Raw genomic sequence first — 20,161 nt, forward strand, 5'->3', positions numbered from 1 at the left:
CGCATCCACCCCATACGACAACGACGGCCTTCAAGACCACAACCGGGTCTTGAAGGCCGACGTCACGCAGGGCCCGAATAAACCAACAGCGTCCCCGAAGGTGCGGGGCCCTTTCGCCTGCGGTCGCTCAGCCGCCGAACTCCTGCAGACCCTTCAGGGCCTGGTCCAGCAGGGCCTGGCGGCCCTCCAGCTCGCGCTCCAGCTTCTCCGCCTTGGCGTTGTTGCCCTGGGCGCGCGCCTGCTCGATCTGGCCCTTGAGCTTGTCCACGGCCGCCTGGAGCTGGCCCGTCAGACCCTCGGCACGCGCACGCGCCTCCGGGTTGGTGCGGCGCCACTCGGCCTCCTCGGCCTCCTGGATCGCCCGCTCCACCGCGTGCATCCGCCCCTCGACCTTCGGCCGGGCGTCCCGCGGCACATGGCCGATGGCCTCCCAGCGCTCGTTGATCTGGCGGAACGCGGCCCGCGCGGCCTTCAGATCCGTCACCGGGAGGATCTTCTCGGCCTCCTGGGCCAGCTCCTCCTTCAGCTTCAGGTTCTCGGCCTGCTCGGCGTCACGCTCGGCGAAGACCGAGCTGCGCGCCGCGAAGAACACGTCCTGGGCGCCGCGGAAGCGGTTCCACAGATCGTCCTCGTGCTCGCGCTGGGCGCGGCCCGCGGCCTTCCACTCCGCCATCAGCTCGCGGTAGCGCGCGGCCGTCGGACCCCAGTCCGTCGACCCGGACAGCGCCTCGGCCTCGGCGACCAGCCGCTCCTTGGTCCTGCGGGCCTCCTCGCGCTGCGCGTCCAGCGCCGCGAAGTGCGCCTTGCGCCGCTTGGAGAACGCCGAGCGCGCGTGCGAGAAGCGGTGCCACAGCTCGTCGTCGGACTTGCGGTCCAGCCGCGGCAGCCCCTTCCAGGTGTCCACCAGAGCCCGCAGCCGCTCACCGGCCGCCCGCCACTGGTCGGACTGGGCCAGCTCCTCCGCCTCGGCGACCAGCGCCTCCTTGGCGTGCCGGGCCTCGTCGGACTGCTTGGCCCGCTGCTGCTTGCGCTCCTCGCGCCGCTTCTCGACCAGTTCCACGAGCCGGTCCAGACGCTGCCGCAGCGCGTCGAGATCACCGACCGCGTGATGCGCGTCGACCTGCTCGCGGATGTGGTCGATCGCCGCCATCGCGTCCTTGGCGGACAGGTCGGTGGTTTTCACTCGCTTTTCGAGGAGGCCGATCTCGACAACCAGGCCCTCGTACTTGCGCTCGAAGTAGGCCAACGCCTCCTCGGGGGAGCCCGCCTGCCAGGAACCGACAACCTGCTCGCCGTCGGCCGTACGCACGTACACGGTCCCCGTCTCGTCGACGCGGCCCCACGGGTCGCTGCTCACAGCGCCTCCTCCACATGATGCCTGCGCGGGGCTTCAGCGCCCCCGGGCATCGTCCACAGTTTCGTCACGGCCAACATAGGCGACCGGCGGGTTGCCTGTCCGCATCCCGCGCGACCGAAATTTCGCAGTTGGGGGGTCAGGATTTGGTGACAGTTGCCTTGTTGATCACCACGGTCGCGTTGGGCGCCGTGTTGCCCGTCGCGGGGTCCGGAGCCTGCGCTCCGGCGGCGGCGAGCTTCTTCAGAACCTTCATCCCGTCCTTGGACACGGTGCCGAACGGGGTGTAGTTCGCCGGCAGCGGACTGTCCTGGTAGACGAGGAAGAACTGGCTGCCGCCGGAGTCCTTGCCCTCACCGGTCTGGGCGTTGAACTGGTTGGCCATCGCGACCGTGCCCGCCGGATACACGTCGCCCTTGATGTCCTCGTCCTTCAGGTTCTCGTCCGGGATCGTGTAGCCCGGACCGCCACTGCCGGTGGCCGTCGGGTCGCCGCACTGCAGGACCCAGATACTGCTGTCCGTCAGCCGGTGGCACTTGGTGTGGTCCAAGTAGCCCTTGTTCACCAGGAAGTTGAACGAATTGACCGTGTGCGGGGCGGCCGCGGCCTTGAGCGCTATGTCGATCTCACCGCACGTGGTGTCCAGCTTCATCGTGTACTTCGCGGACTTGTCGATGGTCATGGCCGGTTCCTTCTTCCAGCTCATGGTCTCGACCTTGCCCTTGGCCGGCTTCTCGCACGGGTCCGGCGCCTTGCTGGTCGGCGTGGCGCTCGGGGTGACCTCCGCGCCCGCGTTCGATTTGGAGTCGTCCCCGTCGAAGGCGCCCGCCGTGTAGAGCCCGAGGCTGCCGATGAGGACGACACCGAGCGCCGACGCGATCACCGCGTTGCGTGTACGTGACTTGCGCCGCGCCTCCGTGCGCCGCTGCTGCTGCCGCAAGAACTTCTCCCGGGCGAGCTGACGCCGCCGCTGTTCCTGGCTGACCACGGGGTTGTCTCCTCAAGCGTCTGTATGCGTCGACCGGGGCGGGTGCGCCCGGTGAGCCGACCGTCTGCGTGTGCCCCGTACCGTATATGGGTTCGCTGAGGAATCGGCAGCGCCGGTAGGCTCTGACCTCAGGCGCAGCCCAACGACTTGTCACCCGAACCGACACAAACGAAGGACGATCGTGCTCATTGCCGGGTTCCCCGCCGGGGCCTGGGGGACGAACTGTTACCTCGTCGCCCCGGCCGCGGGTGAGGAGTGCGTGATCATCGACCCCGGTCACCAGGCCGCCGACGGAGTCGCGGAAGCGATCAGGAAGCATCGCCTCAAGCCCGTCGCCGTCGTCCTCACCCACGGCCACATCGACCACGTGGCCTCGGTCGTCCCCGTCTGCGGCGCGCACGACGTACCGGCCTGGATCCACCCCGAGGACCGGTACATGATGAGCGACCCGGAGAAGGCGCTCGGCCGGTCCATCGGTATGCCGCTGATGGGCGAGCTGACCATCGGGGAGCCGGACGACGTCAAGGAGCTGACCGACGGCGCGAAGCTTCGGCTGGCGGGCCTTGAGCTGACGGTCTCGCACGCGCCGGGCCATACCAAGGGGTCGGTGACCTTCGGCCTGCCCGAGGCGGCGGACATCCCGCCGATCCTGTTCTCGGGCGACCTGCTGTTCGCCGGCTCCATCGGACGCACCGACCTGCCCGGCGGTGACACGGCCGAGATCCTCGACTCGCTGGCCCGCGTGTGCCTGCCGCTCGACGACTCGACCGTGGTGCTGTCCGGCCACGGCCCCCAGACGACCATCGGCCAGGAGCGCGCCACCAACCCGTATCTGCGGCAGGTGGCCGCCGGCCAGGGAGCGGGTGTCGACACCCCTCCCCGACGAGGAATGTGACGAGAGACTTCCGTGAGCACCTTCAAGGCCCCCAAAGGCACGTACGACCTGCTGCCGCCCGACTCCGCGAAGTTCCTGGCGGTGCGCGAGGCGATCGCCGCGCCCCTGCGCAACTCCGGCTACGGCTACATCGAGACCCCCGGCTTCGAGAACGTCGAGCTGTTCGCGCGCGGTGTCGGTGAGTCCACCGACATCGTCACCAAGGAGATGTACGCCTTCGAGACCAAGGGCGGCGACAGGCTCGCCCTGCGCCCCGAGGGCACGGCGTCCGTGCTGCGCGCCGCGCTGGAGGCCAACCTGCACAAGGCCGGCAACCTGCCGGTCAAGCTCTGGTACTCCGGCTCCTACTACCGCTACGAGCGCCCCCAGAAGGGCCGTTACAGGCACTTCTCCCAGGTCGGCGCCGAGGCGATCGGCGCCGAGGACCCGGCGCTGGACGCCGAGCTGATCATCCTGGCCGACCAGGCGTACCGCTCGCTGGGCCTGAGCAACTTCCGGATCCTGCTCAACAGCCTGGGCGACAAGGAGTGCCGCCCCGTCTACCGGGCCGCGCTGCAGGACTTCCTGCGCGGCCTGGACCTCGACGAGGACACCCTGCGCCGCGCCGAGATCAACCCGCTGCGGGTCCTCGACGACAAGCGCGAGTCGGTCCAGAAGCAGCTCGGGGACGCCCCGCTGCTGCGCGACTACCTGTGCGACGCCTGCAAGGCGTACCACGAGGAGGTCCGCGAGCTGATCACGGCCGCCGGTGTCGTCTTCGAGGACGACCCGAAGCTGGTGCGCGGCCTGGACTACTACACCCGCACCACCTTCGAGTTCGTCCACGACGGTCTGGGCTCGCAGTCCGCGGTGGGCGGCGGCGGCCGCTACGACGGCCTGTCCGAGATGATCGGCGGCCCCGCGCTGCCGTCCGTCGGCTGGGCCCTTGGCGTCGACCGCACCGTCCTGGCCCTGGAGGCGGAGGGCGTGGAGCTCGAACTGCCCTCCACCACCAGCGTGTTCGCGGTGCCGCTCAGCGAGGAGGCCCGGCGCGTGCTGTTCGCGAAGGTAACCGAGCTGCGCCGGAACGGCGTCGCGGCGGACTTCTCCTACGGCGTCAAGGGCCTGAAGGGCGCCATGAAGAGCGCCAACCGCAGCGGCGCCCGCTACGCGGTCATCGCCGGTGAGCGCGACCTCGCCGAGGGCGTCGTCCAGCTCAAGGACATGGAGTCCGGCGAGCAGGTGGCGATCGGCGTGAACGAGATCGTGGCGGAGCTGGAGTCGAAGCTCGGCTGACCACCGCGTCGACCGAAGGCGCCGGGCACTCGCCCGGCGCCTTCGTCAACTCCGCTGCCGGAAGTTTCACCCGTCCCGTTGATTTCCGGACATCCGCCCACGCGCGCGTGCCGTGCGCCGGGTCCGCCACAGCCGCAGATCCGCCCGCCCGCGCGCCGAACGCCCGGGGTGCGTCGCCCGTACGTCCTTATGTCCACCGAACGGTGGAATGGGGTCAGGGTGCGGCACAATGGCCCCTGCTCGAAGAAGGCCCCCACCCCCCAACAGACGGAATCGGCGTGATGAGCAAGACGACAGTGAAGGACGTCTCCACAGAGCCCGAACCGGAGCGCATCGCCGAGGCGCCGCGCAAGGAAGGCAGCAGTACCGCCTTCGCGCTGATGCTGGTGATCACCGGCGCCGCCGGACTGCTCGCGGCATGGGTCATCACGATCGACAAGTTCAAGCTGCTGGAGGCCAAGGTCGAGGGGAAGACCTTCGTCCCCGGGTGCAGCCTGAACCCCGTCGTCTCCTGCGGCAGCGTCATGGAGAGCGACCAGGCCTCCGTCTTCGGCTTCCCCAACCCGATGCTCGGCCTCGTCGCCTACGGCATCGTCATCTGCGTCGGCGTCAGCCTGCTGAGCCGTGCCACCTTCCCGCGCTGGTACTGGCTCACCTTCAACGCCGGGACGCTCTTCGGTGTCTGCTTCTGCGCCTGGCTGATGTTCCAGTCGCTGTACCGCATCAACGCCCTGTGCCTGTGGTGCTCCCTGGCCTGGGTCGCGACGATCATCATGTTCTGGTACGTGACCTCGTTCAACGTGCGCCAGGGCTTCCTGCCGGCACCGAACTGGCTGAAGAGCTTCTTCGGCGAGTTCACCTGGGTCATGCCCGTGCTGCACATCGGCATCATCGGCATGCTGATCCTGACCCGCTGGTGGGACTTCTGGACGAGCTGACCGGCCCGAGGGTGTTGTCAGTGCCGTGATTTAGGGTTTCAGACGTGGAGCCCGACCTGTTCACCGCCGCGGCGGAAGAGCGCCAGGAGAAGGACCCGGCCGCCAGTCCCCTGGCCGTCCGGATGCGCCCGCGCACCCTCGACGAGGTGGTGGGCCAGCAGCATCTGCTCAAGCCCGGTTCACCCCTGCGCAGGCTGGTCGGCGAGTCCGGCGGCGGCCCCGCCGGACCTTCCTCGGTGATCCTCTGGGGCCCGCCCGGCACCGGCAAGACGACCCTCGCGTACGTCGTCTCCAAGGCCACCAACAAGCGGTTCGTGGAGCTGTCCGCGATCACCGCGGGCGTCAAGGAGGTTCGCGCCGTCATCGAGGGCGCCCGCCGCGCCACCGGCGGCTTCGGCAAGGAGACCGTCCTCTTCCTCGACGAGATCCACCGCTTCAGCAAGGCCCAGCAGGACTCCCTGCTCCCGGCGGTGGAGAACCGCTGGGTGACCCTGATCGCGGCGACCACCGAGAACCCGTACTTCTCGGTGATCTCCCCGCTGCTCTCCCGCTCCCTGCTGCTCACCCTCGAACCCCTCACCGACGACGACGTCCGGGGCCTGCTGCGCCGGGCGCTGGACGACGAGCGCGGTCTGAAGGGCGCCGTGGCCCTCCCCGAGGACACCGAGGAGCACCTGCTGCGGATCGCCGGCGGGGACGCCCGGCGCGCCCTGACCGCCCTGGAGGCCGCCGCCGGGGCCGCCCTGGACCAGGGCGAGAGCGAGATCAGCCTGCAGACCCTGGAGCAGACCGTCGACCGGGCCGCGGTGAAGTACGACCGCGACGGCGACCAGCACTACGACGTCGCCAGCGCCCTGATCAAGTCCATCCGGGGCTCCGACGTCGACGCCGCCCTGCACTACCTGGCCCGGATGATCGAGGCCGGCGAGGACCCCCGGTTCATCGCCCGCCGCCTGATGATCTCCGCCAGCGAGGACATCGGCCTCGCCGACCCGAACGCCCTGCCCCTCGCGGTCGCGGCCGCCCAGGCCGTCGCCATGATCGGCTTTCCCGAGGCCGCGCTCACCCTCAGCCACGCCACCATCGCCCTCGCGCTGGCCCCGAAGTCCAACTCCGCGACCACCGCCATCGGCGCCGCCCTGGAGGACGTACGCAAGGGGCTGGCCGGGTCCGTGCCGCCGCACCTGCGTGACGGGCACTACAAGGGCGCGGCCCAGCTGGGGCACGCGCAGGGCTATGTGTACCCGCACGACCTGCCCGAGGGCATCGCCGAGCAGCAGTACGCCCCGGACGCCCTGAAGGACCGCGAGTACTACGCCCCGACCCGGCACGGAGCGGAGGCGCGGTACGCGGACGCCGTGGAGTGGACCCGCAAACACCTCGGTCGCAGACGGTCCTGAGCTGCCTGTAGAATCGCTCGGAGTGCTGAGTCCCGCGCAGTCAGAGCGGGACATCCAGCCGGAACCCTCCCAGCGGGGGTTCCAGGAGCGTCGCGCACCGTCGAACGGTGTCGCGGGCAGCCCACCACCCTCCGTCCCGCGGGACGGAACAGGTCGGTGGGCCACTCGCGTGCTGCACGTATGTGCCCAGACCAGGGGAGCGGCTGCCCTGACGGCCCTCGTGGGCCCCAGGGATTCCCCGGCTGCGGATGCGACCTCCCGCCAACACTGACAAGCCGAACACCAAGAAATGAGAGATTGTGGCGAACCAGTCCCGCCCCAAGGTCAAGAAGTCGCGTGCCCTCGGCATCGCGCTGACCCCGAAGGCCGTCAAGTACTTCGAGGCCCGTCCCTACCCGCCGGGTGAGCACGGCCGTGGCCGCAAGCAGAACTCGGACTACAAGGTCCGTCTGCTGGAGAAGCAGCGTCTGCGCGCGCAGTACGACATCTCCGAGCGCCAGCTCGTCCGCGCCTACGAGCGCGCGTCCAAGGTCCAGGGCAAGACCGGTGAGGCCCTGATCGTCGAGCTGGAGCGCCGTCTGGACGCCCTGGTGCTGCGTTCGGGCATCGCCCGCACCATCTACCAGGCCCGTCAGATGGTCGTGCACGGCCACATCGAGGTCAACGGCCAGAAGGTCGACAAGCCCTCGTTCCGTGTCCGTCCCGACGACGTCGTGATGGTCCGTGAGCGCAGCCGTGAGAAGACCCTCTTCTCCATCGCCCGTGAGGGTGGCTTCGCCGCCGACGGCGAGACCCCGCGCTACCTCCAGGTGAACCTCAAGGCCCTGGCGTTCCGCCTGGACCGTGAGCCGAACCGCAAGGAGATCCCGGTGATCTGCGACGAGCAGCTCGTCGTCGAGTACTACGCCCGCTGATCCTCCGGCGGTCGTAGGCACCTGCGCCTCAGCCCGCCGTCTCCCCGCCCTTCCGGGTCGGGGAGACGGCGGGTTCTTGCATGTCGGGGGAGATCCCGGTGCGCGGCGCGGGAAGCGCCTCCAGCAGGTCCGGGTCCGCGGGCCGGGCGCCGAGCGCCCGCGCCACCGCCGCCTCCCGGTCCAGCAGCGCACCGGCCCGTACGCACTCCTCGTACCGCTCGTCGCCCAGCCGCTCCCGGGCCGTCGCCTCGCACAGTTCGTGCGGGGCGTTGTAGTAGGCCGAGCCGAACAGCGGTAGCCCCACCGAGGGCCACATCCGCGCCGCCGCCCCTTGCAGCACGGCCGCCTCCGCCGCGTCCCCCTCGGTCACCGTGACCAGGGCCAGCAGCTCCACGACGAGCACCGAGCCCAGCAGGTCCCGGAAGGAGTGCGCGTGGCCCAGGCAGTCCGCCAGCAGCTCCCGCGCCCTGACCTGGTCGCCCTCCCGCCAGGCCGCGTACGCCAGCACGTACAGCGCGTACGAGCGGGCCCAGCGCTCGCCGTGGTCCTCGCAGATCTCGCGCACGTCCTCGCACAGGCGCACCGCCTCGGCGAGATCGCCCTGGAAGGCCCGGGCCATGCCCAGCTCCACCTGCCCCATCAGCACGTTGCTGTTGAGTTCACCGATCTCCCGGTAGCGGTCCAGCGCCGAGCGCAGCAACGCTTCGGCACCGGCCATGTCGTCGCTGACCAGCGCCAGACAGCCGGTGCGGTGCTCGGCGTAGGCCGCGGCGGTCTCGTTCACCGACAGCTCCGCCTCCTCGCCGCACTCGTGCAGGGCCGCCAGCGCGGCGACCGTGTCGCCCTGGAGGATCGCCACATAGCCGAGCACCCACAGCGCCTTCAGCCGGGACGGCTCGTGCCCGGAGTCCAGCCGGACGGCCTGGTCCAGCCAGTGCCGCCCCTCCGACAGCCGCCCGCAGCCGACCCAGCAGAACCACAGGGACCCCGCGAGCAGCTGGCCCAGATGCGCCTCCTCGGGTTCGGACAGGCAGTGCTCCAGCGCCCGGCGCAGATTGGGCAGCTCCGCCTCCACGCGCGCGGCGACCTCGGACTGGCGCGGGGAGAACCAGTCCAGCTCGCACCAGGTGGCCAGGCCCAGGTACCAGTCGCGGTGCCGGCGCCGCAGCCGCTCGGTGTCCCCGGTGGCGGCCAGCCAGTCGGCGCCGTAGGCGCGGACCGTGTCGAGCATGCGGTAGCGCACGCCCGTCTCCGTGTCCTCGCGGGAGACCACCGACTGCGCCAGCAGCTCCTGGAGCACATCGAGGACGTCCTCGGCGGGCAGCCCGTGCCCGCCGCACACGTACTCCACGGCCTCCAGGTCGAACCGCCCGGCGAACACCGACAGCCGCGCCCACAGCAACCGCTCCTCGGGCGTGCACAGTTCATGGCTCCAGCCGATCGCCGTGCGCAGGGTGCGGTGCCGCCACGGCGCGTCCGGGTCGGTCCGGGTCAGCAGCCGGAACCGGTCGTCGAGCCGGTCCAGCAACTGCGCCGGGGACAGCGCCCGCAGCCGCCCGGCCGCCAGCTCCACTGCCAGGGGGATCCCCTCCAGTCGCCGACACAGCTCCCGTACCTCCGCCCCGTCCGGGGCGCGCACTCCGTGCAGGGCGGCGCGGTCCGTGAACAGCTCCACCGCCTCGTCCTCGTCCAACGGCGCCAGCGGGAACAGCCGCTCGCCCGCCACGCCGAGCGGTCTGCGGCCCGCAGCGAGCACCCGCAGTCCCGGCGCCCGGCCCAGCAACTCGGCCACCAGATCCGCACAGGACCCCACCAGATGCTCGAACCCGTCCAGGACCAGCAGGAGTTGACGTCCGGCGAGATGGTCGAGAAGCGTCTCGCGCGGCGCCCGGGTGGTGTGGTCGGTGAGCCCGAGCGCGGCCACCACCGCGTGGTCGACGAACGCGGGATCGAGCACCGGCGCCAGCTCCACCCGCCACACCCCGTCCGGCGGCGCGGCGCGGGCGGCGGCGCGGGCCGCCAGCCGGGACTTGCCCACCCCGCCCGTGCCGGTCACCGTCACCAGCCGCGCCCGGTCGAGCGCCCCGGCCAGTTCCGCCAGTTCGGCCGCGCGCCCGACGAACGCGTCGAGTTCGCAGGGCAGATTGCCGGTCGCCGGGGTGTCCTCGGGCTGTCGATCGCGCATGGGACACGGAGCGTACTGAAGCGTATTCACTCCGTACAATCACTCCCCGGAACCCGGCGCCCCGCGCGCGGTAATGCGGTACGGAGCCGCGTGCCCGGCGCGATAGGCTCGGTCCACGACTTTTCGATGTTGAGGCGCGTTTCAGGGAGCGGGTGCACACAGTGTCCGGTGGAGAGGTGGCCGGGATTCTGGTGGCCGTCTTCTGGGCGATCCTGGTCTCCTTCCTCGCCGTGGCACTGGTGAGGCTGGCCCAGACGCTCAGGGCGACCACCAAGCTGGTCGCGGACGTGACCGATCAGGCCGTACCGCTCCTCGCGGACGCCTCCACGGCGGTGCGTTCGGCGCAGACCCAGATCGACCGGGTCGACGCCATCGCCTCCGACGTCCAGGAGGTCACCTCCAACGCCTCCGCGCTGTCGACCACGGTGGCCTCCACCTTCGGCGGCCCGCTGGTGAAGGTCGCGGCATTCGGCTACGGCGTACGCCGGGCCATCGCGGGCCGCAAGGACGACATGCCCGCGCGGGAGCCCCGGCGTACGGTGATCGTGGGCCGCACGGTTCCGGCCGCGCGACGGAGCAAGCGGAAGAAGGGCTGAACCACCGATGTTCCGCCGTAGCTTCTGGTTCACCACGGGCGTCGCGGCCGGTGTGTGGGCCACCACCAAGGTCAACCGCAAACTGAAGCAGCTGACCCCCGAGCACATCGCCACCCAGGCCGCCAACAAGGCGCTGGAGGCAGGGAACCGGCTCAAGGACCGGGCCGTCGGCTTCGCGCTCGACGTCCGCGCCAACATGGCCCAGCGGGAGGCCGAGCTGGAGGACGCCCTCGGTATCCGCGAGGACCCCGAACTCCCCGCACCGCGGCGGCACGCCGCGATCGAGAACCGCAACAGGCCGAAGACGTACGTCATCGACAGCACGACGTACTCGTACAACCGGAATGAGGACCACTGATGGAGTCGGCTGAGATCCGCCGCCGCTGGCTGAGCTTCTTCGAGGAGCGCGGGCACACCGTCGTCCCTTCGGCGTCGCTCATCGCGGACGACCCGACTCTGCTCCTCGTCCCGGCCGGCATGGTGCCCTTCAAGCCCTACTTCCTGGGCGAGGTCAAGCCGCCCTTCCCGCGCGCCACCAGCGTGCAGAAGTGCGTGCGCACGCCGGACATCGAGGAGGTCGGCAAGACCACCCGGCACGGCACCTTCTTCCAGATGTGCGGCAACTTCTCCTTCGGCGACTACTTCAAGGAAGGCGCCATCAAGTACGCCTGGGAGCTGCTCACCACGCCCCAGGACAAGGGTGGTTACGGCCTTGAGCCGGAGAAGCTCTGGATCACCGTCTACAAGGACGACGACGAGGCCGAGCGCATCTGGCACGAGGTCGTCGGTGTGCCCAAGGAGCGCATCCAGCGCCTCGGCATGAAGGACAACTACTGGTCCATGGGCGTCCCCGGCCCCTGCGGCCCCTGCTCCGAGATCAACTACGACCGCGGCCCCGAGTTCGGCGTCGAGGGCGGCCCCGCCGTCAACGACGAGCGGTACGTGGAGATCTGGAACCTCGTCTTCATGCAGTACGAGCGCGGCGAGGGCACCGGCAAGGACAACTTCGAGATCCTCGGCGAGCTGCCGAGCAAGAACATCGACACCGGGCTCGGCCTGGAGCGCCTCGCCATGATTCTGCAGGGCGTGCAGAACATGTACGAGATCGACACCTCCATGGCCGTCATCAACAAGGCCACCGAGCTGACCGGCGTGGCCTACGGCGACGCCCACGACTCGGACGTCTCCCTGCGCGTGGTCACCGACCACATGCGCACCGCCACCATGCTCATCGGCGACGGCGTCACGCCGGGCAACGAGGGCCGCGGCTATGTGCTGCGCCGCATCATGCGCCGCGCCATCCGCAACATGCGCCTGCTCGGCGCCACCGGCCCGGTCGTCAAGGACCTCATCGACGTCGTCATCGGCATGATGGGACAGCAGTACCCGGAGCTGATCACCGACCGCGAGCGGATCGAGAAGGTCGCCCTCGCCGAGGAGAACGCCTTCCTCAAGACGCTGAAGGCCGGCACCAACATCCTCGACACGGCCGTCACCGAGACCAAGGCCTCCGGCGGCACCGTCCTCTCCGGCGACAAGGCGTTCCTGCTCCACGACACCTGGGGCTTCCCGATCGACCTCACCCTGGAGATGGCCGCCGAGCAGGGCCTGTCCGTGGACGAGGACGGCTTCCGGCGCCTGATGAAGGAGCAGCGCGAGCGTGCCAAGGCCGACGCCCAGGCCAAGAAGACCGGCCACGCCGACCTCGGCGCCTACCGCGAGATCGCCGACAGCGCCGGTGAGACCGAGTTCATCGGCTACACCGACACCTCCGGCGAGTCGACCATCGTCGGCATCCTCGTCGACGGCGTCTCCTCCCCGGCCGCCACCGAGGGCGACGAGGTCGAGATCGTCCTGGACCGCACCCCCTTCTACGCCGAGGGCGGCGGCCAGATCGGCGACACCGGCCGCATCAAGGCCGACTCCGGCGCCGTCATCGAGGTCCGCGACTGCCAGAAGCCGGTCCCGGGTGTCTACGTCCACAAGGGCGTCGTCCAGGTCGGCGAGGTCACCGTCGGCGCCAAGGCCCACGCCTCGATCGACAACCTGCGCCGCAAGGCCATCGCCCGCGCCCACTCGGCCACGCACCTCACCCACCAGGCGCTGCGCGACGCCCTCGGCCCGACGGCCGCCCAGGCCGGTTCGGAGAACCAGCCCGGCCGCTTCCGCTTCGACTTCGGCTCGCCCTCGGCCGTGCCGACGGCCGTGATGACCGACGTCGAGCAGAAGATCAACGAGGTGCTCGCCCGCGACCTGGACGTGCACGCCGAGGTCATGGGCATCGACGAGGCCAAGAAGCAGGGTGCCATCGCCGAGTTCGGCGAGAAGTACGGCGAGCGGGTCCGCGTGGTGACCATCGGTGACTTCTCCAAGGAGCTGTGCGGCGGTACGCACGTCCACAACACCGCCCAGCTCGGCCTGGTCAAGCTGCTCGGCGAGTCGTCGATCGGCTCGGGTGTGCGCCGTATCGAGGCCCTCGTCGGTGTCGACGCCTACAACTTCCTCGCCCGTGAGCACACGGTCGTCGCCCAGCTCCAGGAGCTGATCAAGGGACGTCCGGAGGAGCTGCCGGAGAAGGTCTCCGCCATGCTCGGCAAGCTGAAGGACGCCGAGAAGGAGATCGAGAAGTTCCGCGCCGAGAAGGTGCTGCAGGCCGCCGCCGGTCTCGCCGAGTCCGCCCGGGACATCCGCGGTATCGCCGTCGTCACCGGGCAGGTCCCGGACGGCACCACAGCCGACGATCTGCGCAAGCTGGTGCTCGACGTGCGCGGCCGGATCCAGGGCGGACGCGCCGCCGTGGTCGCCCTGTTCACGGTGAACAACGGCAAGCCGCTCACGGTCATCGCCACCAACGAGGCCGCCCGCGAGCGCGGTCTCAAGGCCGGTGACCTGGTCCGCACCGCCGCCAAGACGCTCGGCGGCGGCGGTGGCGGCAAGCCGGACGTCGCCCAGGGCGGCGGCCAGAACCCGGCCGCCGTCGGCGAGGCCGTGGACGCCGTGGAGCGCCTGGTCCAGGAGACGGCCAAGTAATGCGCAGAGGACGTCGGCTCGCCATCGACGTCGGGGACGCCCGGATCGGGGTCGCCTCGTGCGACCCCGACGGGATCCTCGCCACCCCGGTGGAGACGGTGCCGGGCCGGGACGTCCCGGCAGCCCAGCGTCGGCTGAAGGCGCTGGTGGAGGAGTACGAGCCGATCGAGGTCGTCGTCGGGCTCCCGCGCTCCCTCAAGGGCGGCGAGGGCCCGGCCGCGGTCAAGGTCCGTGGCTTCGCCCAGGAACTGGCACGCATGATCGCGCCGGTCCCGGTAAGGCTCGTGGACGAGCGGATGACCACGGTGACGGCGAGTCAAGGACTGCGCGCCTCGGGCGTGAAATCCAAAAAGGGCAGATCGGTCATCGACCAGGCAGCCGCTGTGATCATCCTCCAGCAGGCGCTGGAATCCGAACGGGTGTCAGGTAAAGCACCCGGCGAGGGCGTCGAAGTGGTCATCTGATCGCGATACGGTAACGTTCCGCGCGATGCGATGGTGTTCGAACAGCCACCGCACAAAGAGAGGCGGAACGGAAGCACCGGGCTCGATGCCCCAAGCGGCCACCACCTCGCGGCTCTAGGGGATCGATGACTGAGTATGGCCGGGGCCAGGGCTCCGAACCGTGGCACCCCGAGGACCCGTACTACGGGGACGACGGGTGGGGAGGACAGCAGGCCCAGGCGGGTCAGCAGTCCCCCTACGGCGGCCAGCCGCAGCACTATCCGGAGCAGCAGCAGGCGCAGCACCAGCAGCAGTACGGCGACTGGGGCCAGCAGGGCGGGCAGCAGCCCCAGTACGACCAGCAGCAATACGATCAGCAGCAGTACTACGCCAACCAGGGCTACCAGCAGCAGTACGACAACTCCGGCTGGGGCACCGGCGCGCACGGGCAGGTCCCGTACCCCGATCCCTCCGATCCGTACGGTCAGCAGGCCGCGGCCTTCGGGCAGCAGCAGGACTACTACGGCACCCCCGAGGCGTACCCACCGCCCGAGCCGCCGAGCAGGCGCCGGGCCGAACCCGCGCCGCAGCCCGAACCGGAACCGGAGCCGCGCACCGACTGGGACCCCGGGCCGGACCGCGGTGAGCACGCCTTCTTCGCGGGCCGCGACGACGATGACGACGACCTCGACGACGACGCGGGGGACCGGCGGACCCGCGGCGAACGACGCGGCCGCAGTGGCAAAGGCGGCAAGAAACGCCGCAGCGGATGCGCGTGTCTCGTGGTCCTGCTCGTGTTCGGCGGCGGTGTCGCCGGTGTCGGATATTTCGGGTACCAGTTTTACCAGGATCGTTTCGGCGACGCCCCGGACTTCGCGGGCGACGGCAATGGCGAGCAGGTCACCGTAGAGATCCCCAAGGGTGCGGGCGGTTATGCCATCGGCCAGGAACTGAAGGCGAAGGGCGTGGTCAAGAGCGTCGACGCGTTCGTCGCCGCGCAGCAGAAGAACCCCAAGGGCAAGTCGATCCAGGCCGGTGTGTACACCCTGGAGCGGGAGATGTCGGCCGAGGCCGCCGTCGCGATGATGCTCAGCCCGGAGAGCCAGAGCAACCTGATCATCCCCGAGGGCACCCGCAATGTCCGGGTCTACGAGATGATCGACGCGCGTCTCGAACTCGACAAGGGCACGACGAAGAAGGTCGCCGCCAAGAAGTGGGAGAGCTTCGGCCTTCCCGACTGGGCGCTGAACCACGAGAACGTCAAGGACCCGCTGGAGGGCTTCCTCTACCCGTCGAGCTATCCGGTGGCCAAGGGGCAGAAGCCCGAGGCCGTCCTGAAGGACATGGTCGAGCGCGCCACCGAGCAGTACGAGAAGCTCGGCCTGGAGAAGAAGGCCAAGGGCCTGGGCCTGGACGGTCCCTGGGAGCTGCTCACCGTGGCGAGCCTGGCGCAGGCCGAGGGCACCAGCCACGACGACTTCCGCAAGATGGCCGAGGTCGTCTACAACCGGCTCGACCCCGGCAACCCCGAGACCTACGGCTCGCTGGAGTTCGACTCCACGTACAACTACATCAAGAACCAGAGCAAGATCGACCTGTCGATTGCCGAGCTGCGCAAGTACAACAACCCGTACAACACGTACTTCGTCAAGGGACTGCCGCCCGGCCCGATCGACAACCCCGGTGAGGAAGCGCTCAAGGGCGCGCTCAACCCGACCGACGACGGCTGGTACTACTTCATCTCGCTGGACGGCAAGACCAGCAAGTTCACCAAGACCCTCGCCGAACACGACAAGCTGGTCGAGCAGTTCAACGCCTCCCGGTGACGCCGGGGACGTGCGAGAGACGACTGAGGAACAGGTTCGATGACAGTTCAGGGCGCTGACGTCCGACGGGCCGCGGTGCTCGGCTCGCCCATTGCCCACTCCCTCTCCCCGGTGCTGCACCGGGCCGCATACGCGGAACTGGGGCTCACCGGCTGGACGTACGACCGGTTCGAGGTGGACGAGGAGGCGCTGCCCGGCTTCCTCGCCGGTCTCGGTCCGGAGTGGGCCGGGCTGTCGCTGACCATGCCGCTGAAGCGGGCGGTCATCCCGCTGCTGGACGAGATCAGTGAGACGGCGCGCTCGGTCGAGGCCGTCAACACCGTCGTCTTCACGGAGGACGGGCGCACGGTCGGCGACAACACCGACATCCCCGGCATGGTCGCCGCCCTGCGCGAACGCGGCATCGAACAGGTCGACTCCGCCGCGATCCTGGGCGCCGGCGCCACCGCCTCCTCCGCGCTGGCCGCGCTCTCCCGCATCTGCACCGGCGAGGTCGTCGCCTACGTCCGCAGCGCCGCCCGCGCCGCCGAGATGCGGCAGTGGGGCGAACGGCTCGACGTCGAGGTCCGTACGGCGGACTGGTCCGACGCCGCCGAGGCGCTCCGCGCGCCGCTGGTCATCGCCACCACCCCGGCCGGTACGACCGACGCCCTCGCCGCCGCCGTACCCGAGCGTCCCGCCACGCTCTTCGACGTCCTCTACGACCCCTGGCCCACCGACCTCGCGGCCCGCTGGTCCATGTTCGGCGGCGCCGTGGTCAGCGGCCTCGACCTGCTGGTCCACCAGGCGGTGCTCCAGGTCGAGCAGATGACGGGCCGCGCCCCGGCCCCGCTGGACGCGATGCGAAAAGCAGGCGAACACGCGCTCGAAGATCGCTAGGATCCCGTCCGGTTCCGCAGCGGGCGGTGCCAGGAGGGGGAAAACCGAACATGACCACCGGCCGGCCGCTGGCGTCCGCCAAGACGCAGATCTTCGAGAGCCTGCTGGGCTTCCTGCCCGACTGGGCCCAGCACACCGCGCTCGTCCTGATCATCCTGGCCGTGCTCGCCGCCTGGGGTCTCAAGCTGCGCAACAAGATCGTCCAGCGCCGCGCCCGGCGCCAGGCGCAGCCGATGCCCGCCCCGGTGCCGTACGACCAGGGCAGCGGTGCCGACTACCTCGGTGCCTACGCCCCGCAGCGGCGCCCGGAGGACCCCGCCCTCTGATGCCGCACCCGCGTCGCGGGCTGACACATTCGCGTCCGCCTGATGGACCGGCGGCCGGTCACCGCCCCGGGACGTGGGAGGATCGGACATGGCGGGCCGGGGCCGCGCACCTGGTCCAGCCGTCGCCGTACGCCACGACGCGCGTACGAAGGGCAGTACCAGGGCGCGAGCACTGAGGAGCATCGTTGAGCAGGTTGCGCTGGCTGACCGCGGGGGAGTCGCACGGCCCCGCACTCGTGGCGACGCTGGAGGGCCTCCCGGCCGGCGTGCCGATCACCACGGAGATGGTGGCCGACCACCTGGCCCGGCGCCGGCTCGGCTACGGCCGCGGTGCGCGCATGAAGTTCGAGCGCGACGAGGTCACCTTCCTCGGCGGCGTCCGGCACGGCCTCACCCTCGGCTCCCCGGTGGCGGTCATGGTCGGCAACACCGAGTGGCCCAAGTGGGAGCAGGTCATGGCGGCCGACCCGGTCGACCCGGAGATCCTCGCCGGCCTCGCCCGCAACGCCCCGCTGACCCGGCCCCGCCCCGGCCACGCCGACCTCGCCGGTATGCAGAAGTACGGCTTCGACGAGGCCCGCCCGATCCTGGAGCGCGCCTCGGCCCGCGAGACCGCCGCCCGCGTGGCGCTCGGCGCGGTGGCCCGGTCGTACCTGAAGGAGACGACCGGCATCGAGATCGTCAGCCATGTCGTCGAGCTCTGCTCCGTCAAGGCCCCGCAGGGCGTCTACCCGACCCCGGCCGACGTCGAGAAGCTGGACGCCGACCCGCTGCGCTGCCTCGACGCCGACACCTCCAAGGCGATGGTCGCGGAGGTCGACCAGGCCCACAAGGACGGCGACACCCTCGGCGGCGTCGTCGAGATCCTGGCCTACGGCGTGCCCGTCGGCCTCGGCTCCCATGTGCACTGGGACCGCAAGCTGGACGCCCGGCTCGCCGGTGCCCTCATGGGCATCCAGGCGATCAAGGGCGTCGAGCTGGGCGACGGCTTCGAGCTGGCGCGGGTGCCCGGCTCCAAGGCGCACGACGAGATCGTCAACACGCCCGAGGGCATCAAGCGCGTCTCCGGCCGCTCGGGCGGCACCGAGGGCGGTCTGTCCACCGGCGAGCTGCTGCGGGTCCGCGCCGCGATGAAGCCGATCGCGACCGTGCCGCGCGCCCTGCAGACCGTCGACGTCACCACCGGCGAGGCCGCGCAGGCCCACCACCAGCGCTCCGACGTCTCCGCCGTCCCGGCCGCCGGTATCGTCGCCGAGGCCATGGTGGCCCTCGTCCTCGCCGACGCGGTCGCCGAGAAGTTCGGCGGCGACAACGTGGCGGAGACCCGCCGCAACGTCCGCTCGTACCTCGACAACCTGGCGATCCGATGAACCCGGTGGTGGTGCTCGTCGGCCCGATGGGCGTGGGCAAGTCCACCGTCGGACAGCAGCTCGCCGAGCGACTCGGTGTCGGCTACCGCGACACCGACGACGACATCGTCGCCGAGCAGGGCCGGTCCATCTCCGAGATCTTCGTCGACGACGGCGAGCCCGCCTTCCGCGCGCTGGAGAAGCAGGCGGTGCGGCGCGCCCTCGCCGAGCACGACGGCGTCCTCGCCCTCGGCGGCGGCGCCGTCCTCGACGAGGACACGCGTGACCTGCTCGCCGGGCAGCCGGTCGTCTACCTCTCGATGGACGTCGAGGAGGCCGTCAAGCGGACCGGCCTCAACGCCGCCCGCCCCCTGCTCGCGGTCAACCCGCGCAAGCAGTGGCGCGAGCTGATGGAGGCCCGGCGGCACCTGTACGAGCAGATCGCCACGGCGGTCGTCGCGACGGACGGCCGTACGCCCGAAGAAGTGACCCAAGCCGTGCTCGACGCACTGGAGTTGAAGGAAGCATGAGCGAGGCAGTGACCCGGATCCAGGTCGGCGGCACCGCGGGCAGCGAGCCGTACGAGGTCCTGGTGGGCCGTCAGCTGCTGGGCGAACTCGGCGGGTTGATCGGCGAGAAGGCCAAGCGCGTCGCCGTCATCCACCCCGAGGCGCTCGCCGAGACCGGCGAGGCCCTGCGCGCCGACCTCGCCGGACAGGGCTACGAGGCCGTCGCCATCCAGGTGCCCAACGCCGAGGAGGCCAAGACCGCCGAGGTCGCCGCCTACTGCTGGAAGGCGCTCGGCCAGTCCGGCTTCACCCGCACCGACGTGGTCGTCGGCGTGGGCGGCGGCGCCACCACCGACCTCGCCGGGTTCGTGGCGGCGACCTGGCTGCGCGGGGTGCGCTGGATCGCCGTCCCCACCACCGTGCTCGCCATGGTCGACGCGGCCGTCGGCGGCAAGACCGGCATCAACACCGCCGAGGGCAAGAACCTCGTCGGCGCCTTCCACCCGCCTGCCGGAGTCCTGTGCGACCTGGCCGCGCTGGACTCCCTCCCGGTCAACGACTACGTCTCCGGGCTCGCCGAGATCATCAAGGCCGGCTTCATCGCCGACCCGGCCATCCTCGACCTCATCGAGTCCGACCCCGAGGCCGCCCGCAGCCCCGAGGGCCGGCACACCGCCGAGCTGATCGAGCGCTCCATCCGCGTGAAGGCCGAGGTCGTTTCCTCGGACCTGAAGGAGTCGGGGCTGCGCGAGATCCTCAACTACGGCCACACCCTCGGCCACGCCATCGAGAAGAACGAGCGCTACAAGTGGCGGCACGGCGCCGCGGTCGCCGTCGGCATGCACTTCGCCGCCGAACTGGGCCGCCTGGCGGGACGGCTGGACGACGCGACCGCCGACCGGCACCGGGCGATCCTGGAGTCCGTCGGTCTTCCGCTGCACTACCGCCACGACCAGTGGCCCAAGCTGCTGGAGACCATGAAGGTCGACAAGAAGTCCCGCGGCGACCTGCTCCGCTTCATCGTCCTGGACGGCCTCGCCAAGCCGACCGTCCTGGAGGGCCCCGACCCGGCGGTGCTCCTCGCCGCGTACGGCGAAGTGGGGCAGTAAGTCCCTCAGGGCGCCGTACGCCCGATTTTCCTGTGGGAATGGGCACTTCCCGCCGCTCCCGGCCGTTCACCAAACGGCGGCCGGGGGCGGTACCGTTCGGTAGGGAACGGGGGTTCGGCCCCCGCTGCCCACGCTCATGGCCCGT

At 70.5% G+C, this 20,161-nt stretch carries 18 protein-coding genes; 15 read left to right on the forward strand and 3 right to left on the reverse strand.

Translation table 11 applies throughout. From position 1 onward, the window contains the following. Positions 1 to 127 precede the first annotated feature (127 nt). Both ACZ7L7_RS34930 and ACZ7L7_RS34935 read right to left on the reverse strand, forming a co-directional pair. The gene (locus ACZ7L7_RS34930) at positions 128 to 1,357 is read right to left on the reverse strand and encodes a DUF349 domain-containing protein (protein ID WP_285511403.1); all 1,230 of its coding nucleotides are present in this window, start codon (positions 1,355 to 1,357) and stop codon (positions 128 to 130) included. Between the two features lie 136 nt (positions 1,358 to 1,493). Next, the gene (locus ACZ7L7_RS34935; RefSeq protein ID WP_093718965.1) at positions 1,494 to 2,342 is read right to left on the reverse strand and encodes a peptidylprolyl isomerase; all 849 of its coding nucleotides are present in this window, start codon (positions 2,340 to 2,342) and stop codon (positions 1,494 to 1,496) included. A 181-nt stretch (positions 2,343 to 2,523) separates the two neighbouring features. Between ACZ7L7_RS34935 and ACZ7L7_RS34940 the strand changes: the two genes are divergently transcribed. From ACZ7L7_RS34940 to rpsD, 5 genes are all read left to right on the forward strand, one after another. After that, entirely contained in the window at positions 2,524 to 3,237 is a 714-nt protein-coding gene (locus ACZ7L7_RS34940; RefSeq protein ID WP_453606398.1) for an MBL fold metallo-hydrolase, read from the forward strand. A gap of 12 nt (positions 3,238 to 3,249) precedes the next feature. Then, on the forward strand, positions 3,250 to 4,512 hold the full coding sequence (gene hisS / locus ACZ7L7_RS34945; protein ID WP_453606396.1) for a histidine--tRNA ligase: 1,263 nt from the start codon (positions 3,250 to 3,252) through the stop codon (positions 4,510 to 4,512). 281 nt (positions 4,513 to 4,793) lie between these two features. Then, a complete protein-coding gene (locus tag ACZ7L7_RS34950) occupies positions 4,794 to 5,450 on the forward strand; it encodes a vitamin K epoxide reductase family protein (protein WP_285511399.1) in 657 nt (218 codons plus the stop codon). Between the two features lie 44 nt (positions 5,451 to 5,494). After that, on the forward strand, positions 5,495 to 6,850 hold the full coding sequence (locus tag ACZ7L7_RS34955) for a replication-associated recombination protein A (RefSeq protein ID WP_472077885.1): 1,356 nt from the start codon (positions 5,495 to 5,497) through the stop codon (positions 6,848 to 6,850). A gap of 299 nt (positions 6,851 to 7,149) precedes the next feature. After that, positions 7,150 to 7,764 (forward strand): 30S ribosomal protein S4, encoded by a 615-nt coding sequence (rpsD, locus tag ACZ7L7_RS34960; protein WP_093718960.1) that lies wholly within the window; start codon positions 7,150 to 7,152, stop codon positions 7,762 to 7,764. A 28-nt stretch (positions 7,765 to 7,792) separates the two neighbouring features. Here the strand turns inward: rpsD and ACZ7L7_RS34965 are convergent, their stop codons facing one another. Next, on the reverse strand, positions 7,793 to 9,949 hold the full coding sequence (locus ACZ7L7_RS34965) for an ATP-binding protein (RefSeq protein WP_472077886.1): 2,157 nt from the start codon (positions 9,947 to 9,949) through the stop codon (positions 7,793 to 7,795). Between the two features lie 152 nt (positions 9,950 to 10,101). Between ACZ7L7_RS34965 and ACZ7L7_RS34970 the strand changes: the two genes are divergently transcribed. From ACZ7L7_RS34970 to aroB, 10 genes are all read left to right on the forward strand, one after another. After that, the gene (locus tag ACZ7L7_RS34970) at positions 10,102 to 10,545 is read left to right on the forward strand and encodes a DUF948 domain-containing protein (RefSeq protein WP_472077887.1); all 444 of its coding nucleotides are present in this window, start codon (positions 10,102 to 10,104) and stop codon (positions 10,543 to 10,545) included. 7 nt (positions 10,546 to 10,552) lie between these two features. Beyond that, positions 10,553 to 10,903: a hypothetical protein gene (locus ACZ7L7_RS34975; protein ID WP_285511395.1), complete on the forward strand. Its 351-nt coding sequence runs from the start codon at positions 10,553 to 10,555 to the stop codon at positions 10,901 to 10,903. Next, positions 10,903 to 13,575 (forward strand): alanine--tRNA ligase, encoded by a 2,673-nt coding sequence (gene alaS / locus ACZ7L7_RS34980; protein WP_285511394.1) that lies wholly within the window; start codon positions 10,903 to 10,905, stop codon positions 13,573 to 13,575. Before ACZ7L7_RS34975 ends, alaS begins: the two co-directional genes overlap by 1 nt. Beyond that, positions 13,575 to 14,039, forward strand: a complete 465-nt coding sequence (gene ruvX, locus ACZ7L7_RS34985) for a Holliday junction resolvase RuvX (RefSeq protein WP_285511393.1) — start codon at positions 13,575 to 13,577, stop codon at positions 14,037 to 14,039. Before alaS ends, ruvX begins: the two co-directional genes overlap by 1 nt. A gap of 125 nt (positions 14,040 to 14,164) precedes the next feature. Then, positions 14,165 to 15,844, forward strand: coding sequence for an endolytic transglycosylase MltG (mltG, locus tag ACZ7L7_RS34990; protein WP_472077888.1), 1,680 nt, complete (start codon positions 14,165 to 14,167; stop codon positions 15,842 to 15,844). 39 nt (positions 15,845 to 15,883) lie between these two features. Continuing rightward, complete coding sequence (locus tag ACZ7L7_RS34995) at positions 15,884 to 16,723, forward strand: shikimate dehydrogenase (RefSeq protein WP_285511391.1); 840 nt, start codon at positions 15,884 to 15,886, stop codon at positions 16,721 to 16,723. 50 nt (positions 16,724 to 16,773) lie between these two features. Then, complete coding sequence (locus tag ACZ7L7_RS35000) at positions 16,774 to 17,049, forward strand: hypothetical protein (protein ID WP_285511390.1); 276 nt, start codon at positions 16,774 to 16,776, stop codon at positions 17,047 to 17,049. Between the two features lie 185 nt (positions 17,050 to 17,234). Further along, a complete protein-coding gene (gene aroC, locus ACZ7L7_RS35005) occupies positions 17,235 to 18,419 on the forward strand; it encodes a chorismate synthase (protein WP_261717851.1) in 1,185 nt (394 codons plus the stop codon). Further along, positions 18,416 to 18,928, forward strand: coding sequence for a shikimate kinase (locus tag ACZ7L7_RS35010; RefSeq protein ID WP_472077889.1), 513 nt, complete (start codon positions 18,416 to 18,418; stop codon positions 18,926 to 18,928). Before aroC ends, ACZ7L7_RS35010 begins: the two co-directional genes overlap by 4 nt. Further along, a complete protein-coding gene (gene aroB, locus ACZ7L7_RS35015; protein ID WP_285511388.1) occupies positions 18,925 to 20,016 on the forward strand; it encodes a 3-dehydroquinate synthase in 1,092 nt (363 codons plus the stop codon). Before ACZ7L7_RS35010 ends, aroB begins: the two co-directional genes overlap by 4 nt. Positions 20,017 to 20,161 lie beyond the last annotated feature (145 nt).

Source organism: Streptomyces sp. NPDC110618 (assembly GCF_055657065.1).

What these genes read in the sequence shown, in the direction of transcription:
- ACZ7L7_RS34950 (WP_285511399.1), top strand. Translation starts at nt 4,794, where the DNA reads ATGAGCAAGACGACAGTGAAGGACGTCTCCACAGAGCCCGAACCGGAG.
- ACZ7L7_RS34965 (WP_472077886.1), bottom strand. Translation starts at nt 9,949, where the DNA reads ATGCGCGATCGACAGCCCGAGGACACCCCGGCGACCGGCAATCTGCCC.
- ACZ7L7_RS34975 (WP_285511395.1), top strand. Translation starts at nt 10,553, where the DNA reads ATGTTCCGCCGTAGCTTCTGGTTCACCACGGGCGTCGCGGCCGGTGTG.
- alaS (WP_285511394.1), top strand. Translation starts at nt 10,903, where the DNA reads ATGGAGTCGGCTGAGATCCGCCGCCGCTGGCTGAGCTTCTTCGAGGAG.
- ruvX (WP_285511393.1), top strand. Translation starts at nt 13,575, where the DNA reads ATGCGCAGAGGACGTCGGCTCGCCATCGACGTCGGGGACGCCCGGATC.
- mltG (WP_472077888.1), top strand. Translation starts at nt 14,165, where the DNA reads ATGACTGAGTATGGCCGGGGCCAGGGCTCCGAACCGTGGCACCCCGAG.
- ACZ7L7_RS34995 (WP_285511391.1), top strand. Translation starts at nt 15,884, where the DNA reads ATGACAGTTCAGGGCGCTGACGTCCGACGGGCCGCGGTGCTCGGCTCG.
- ACZ7L7_RS35000 (WP_285511390.1), top strand. Translation starts at nt 16,774, where the DNA reads ATGACCACCGGCCGGCCGCTGGCGTCCGCCAAGACGCAGATCTTCGAG.
- ACZ7L7_RS35010 (WP_472077889.1), top strand. Translation starts at nt 18,416, where the DNA reads ATGAACCCGGTGGTGGTGCTCGTCGGCCCGATGGGCGTGGGCAAGTCC.
- aroB (WP_285511388.1), top strand. Translation starts at nt 18,925, where the DNA reads ATGAGCGAGGCAGTGACCCGGATCCAGGTCGGCGGCACCGCGGGCAGC.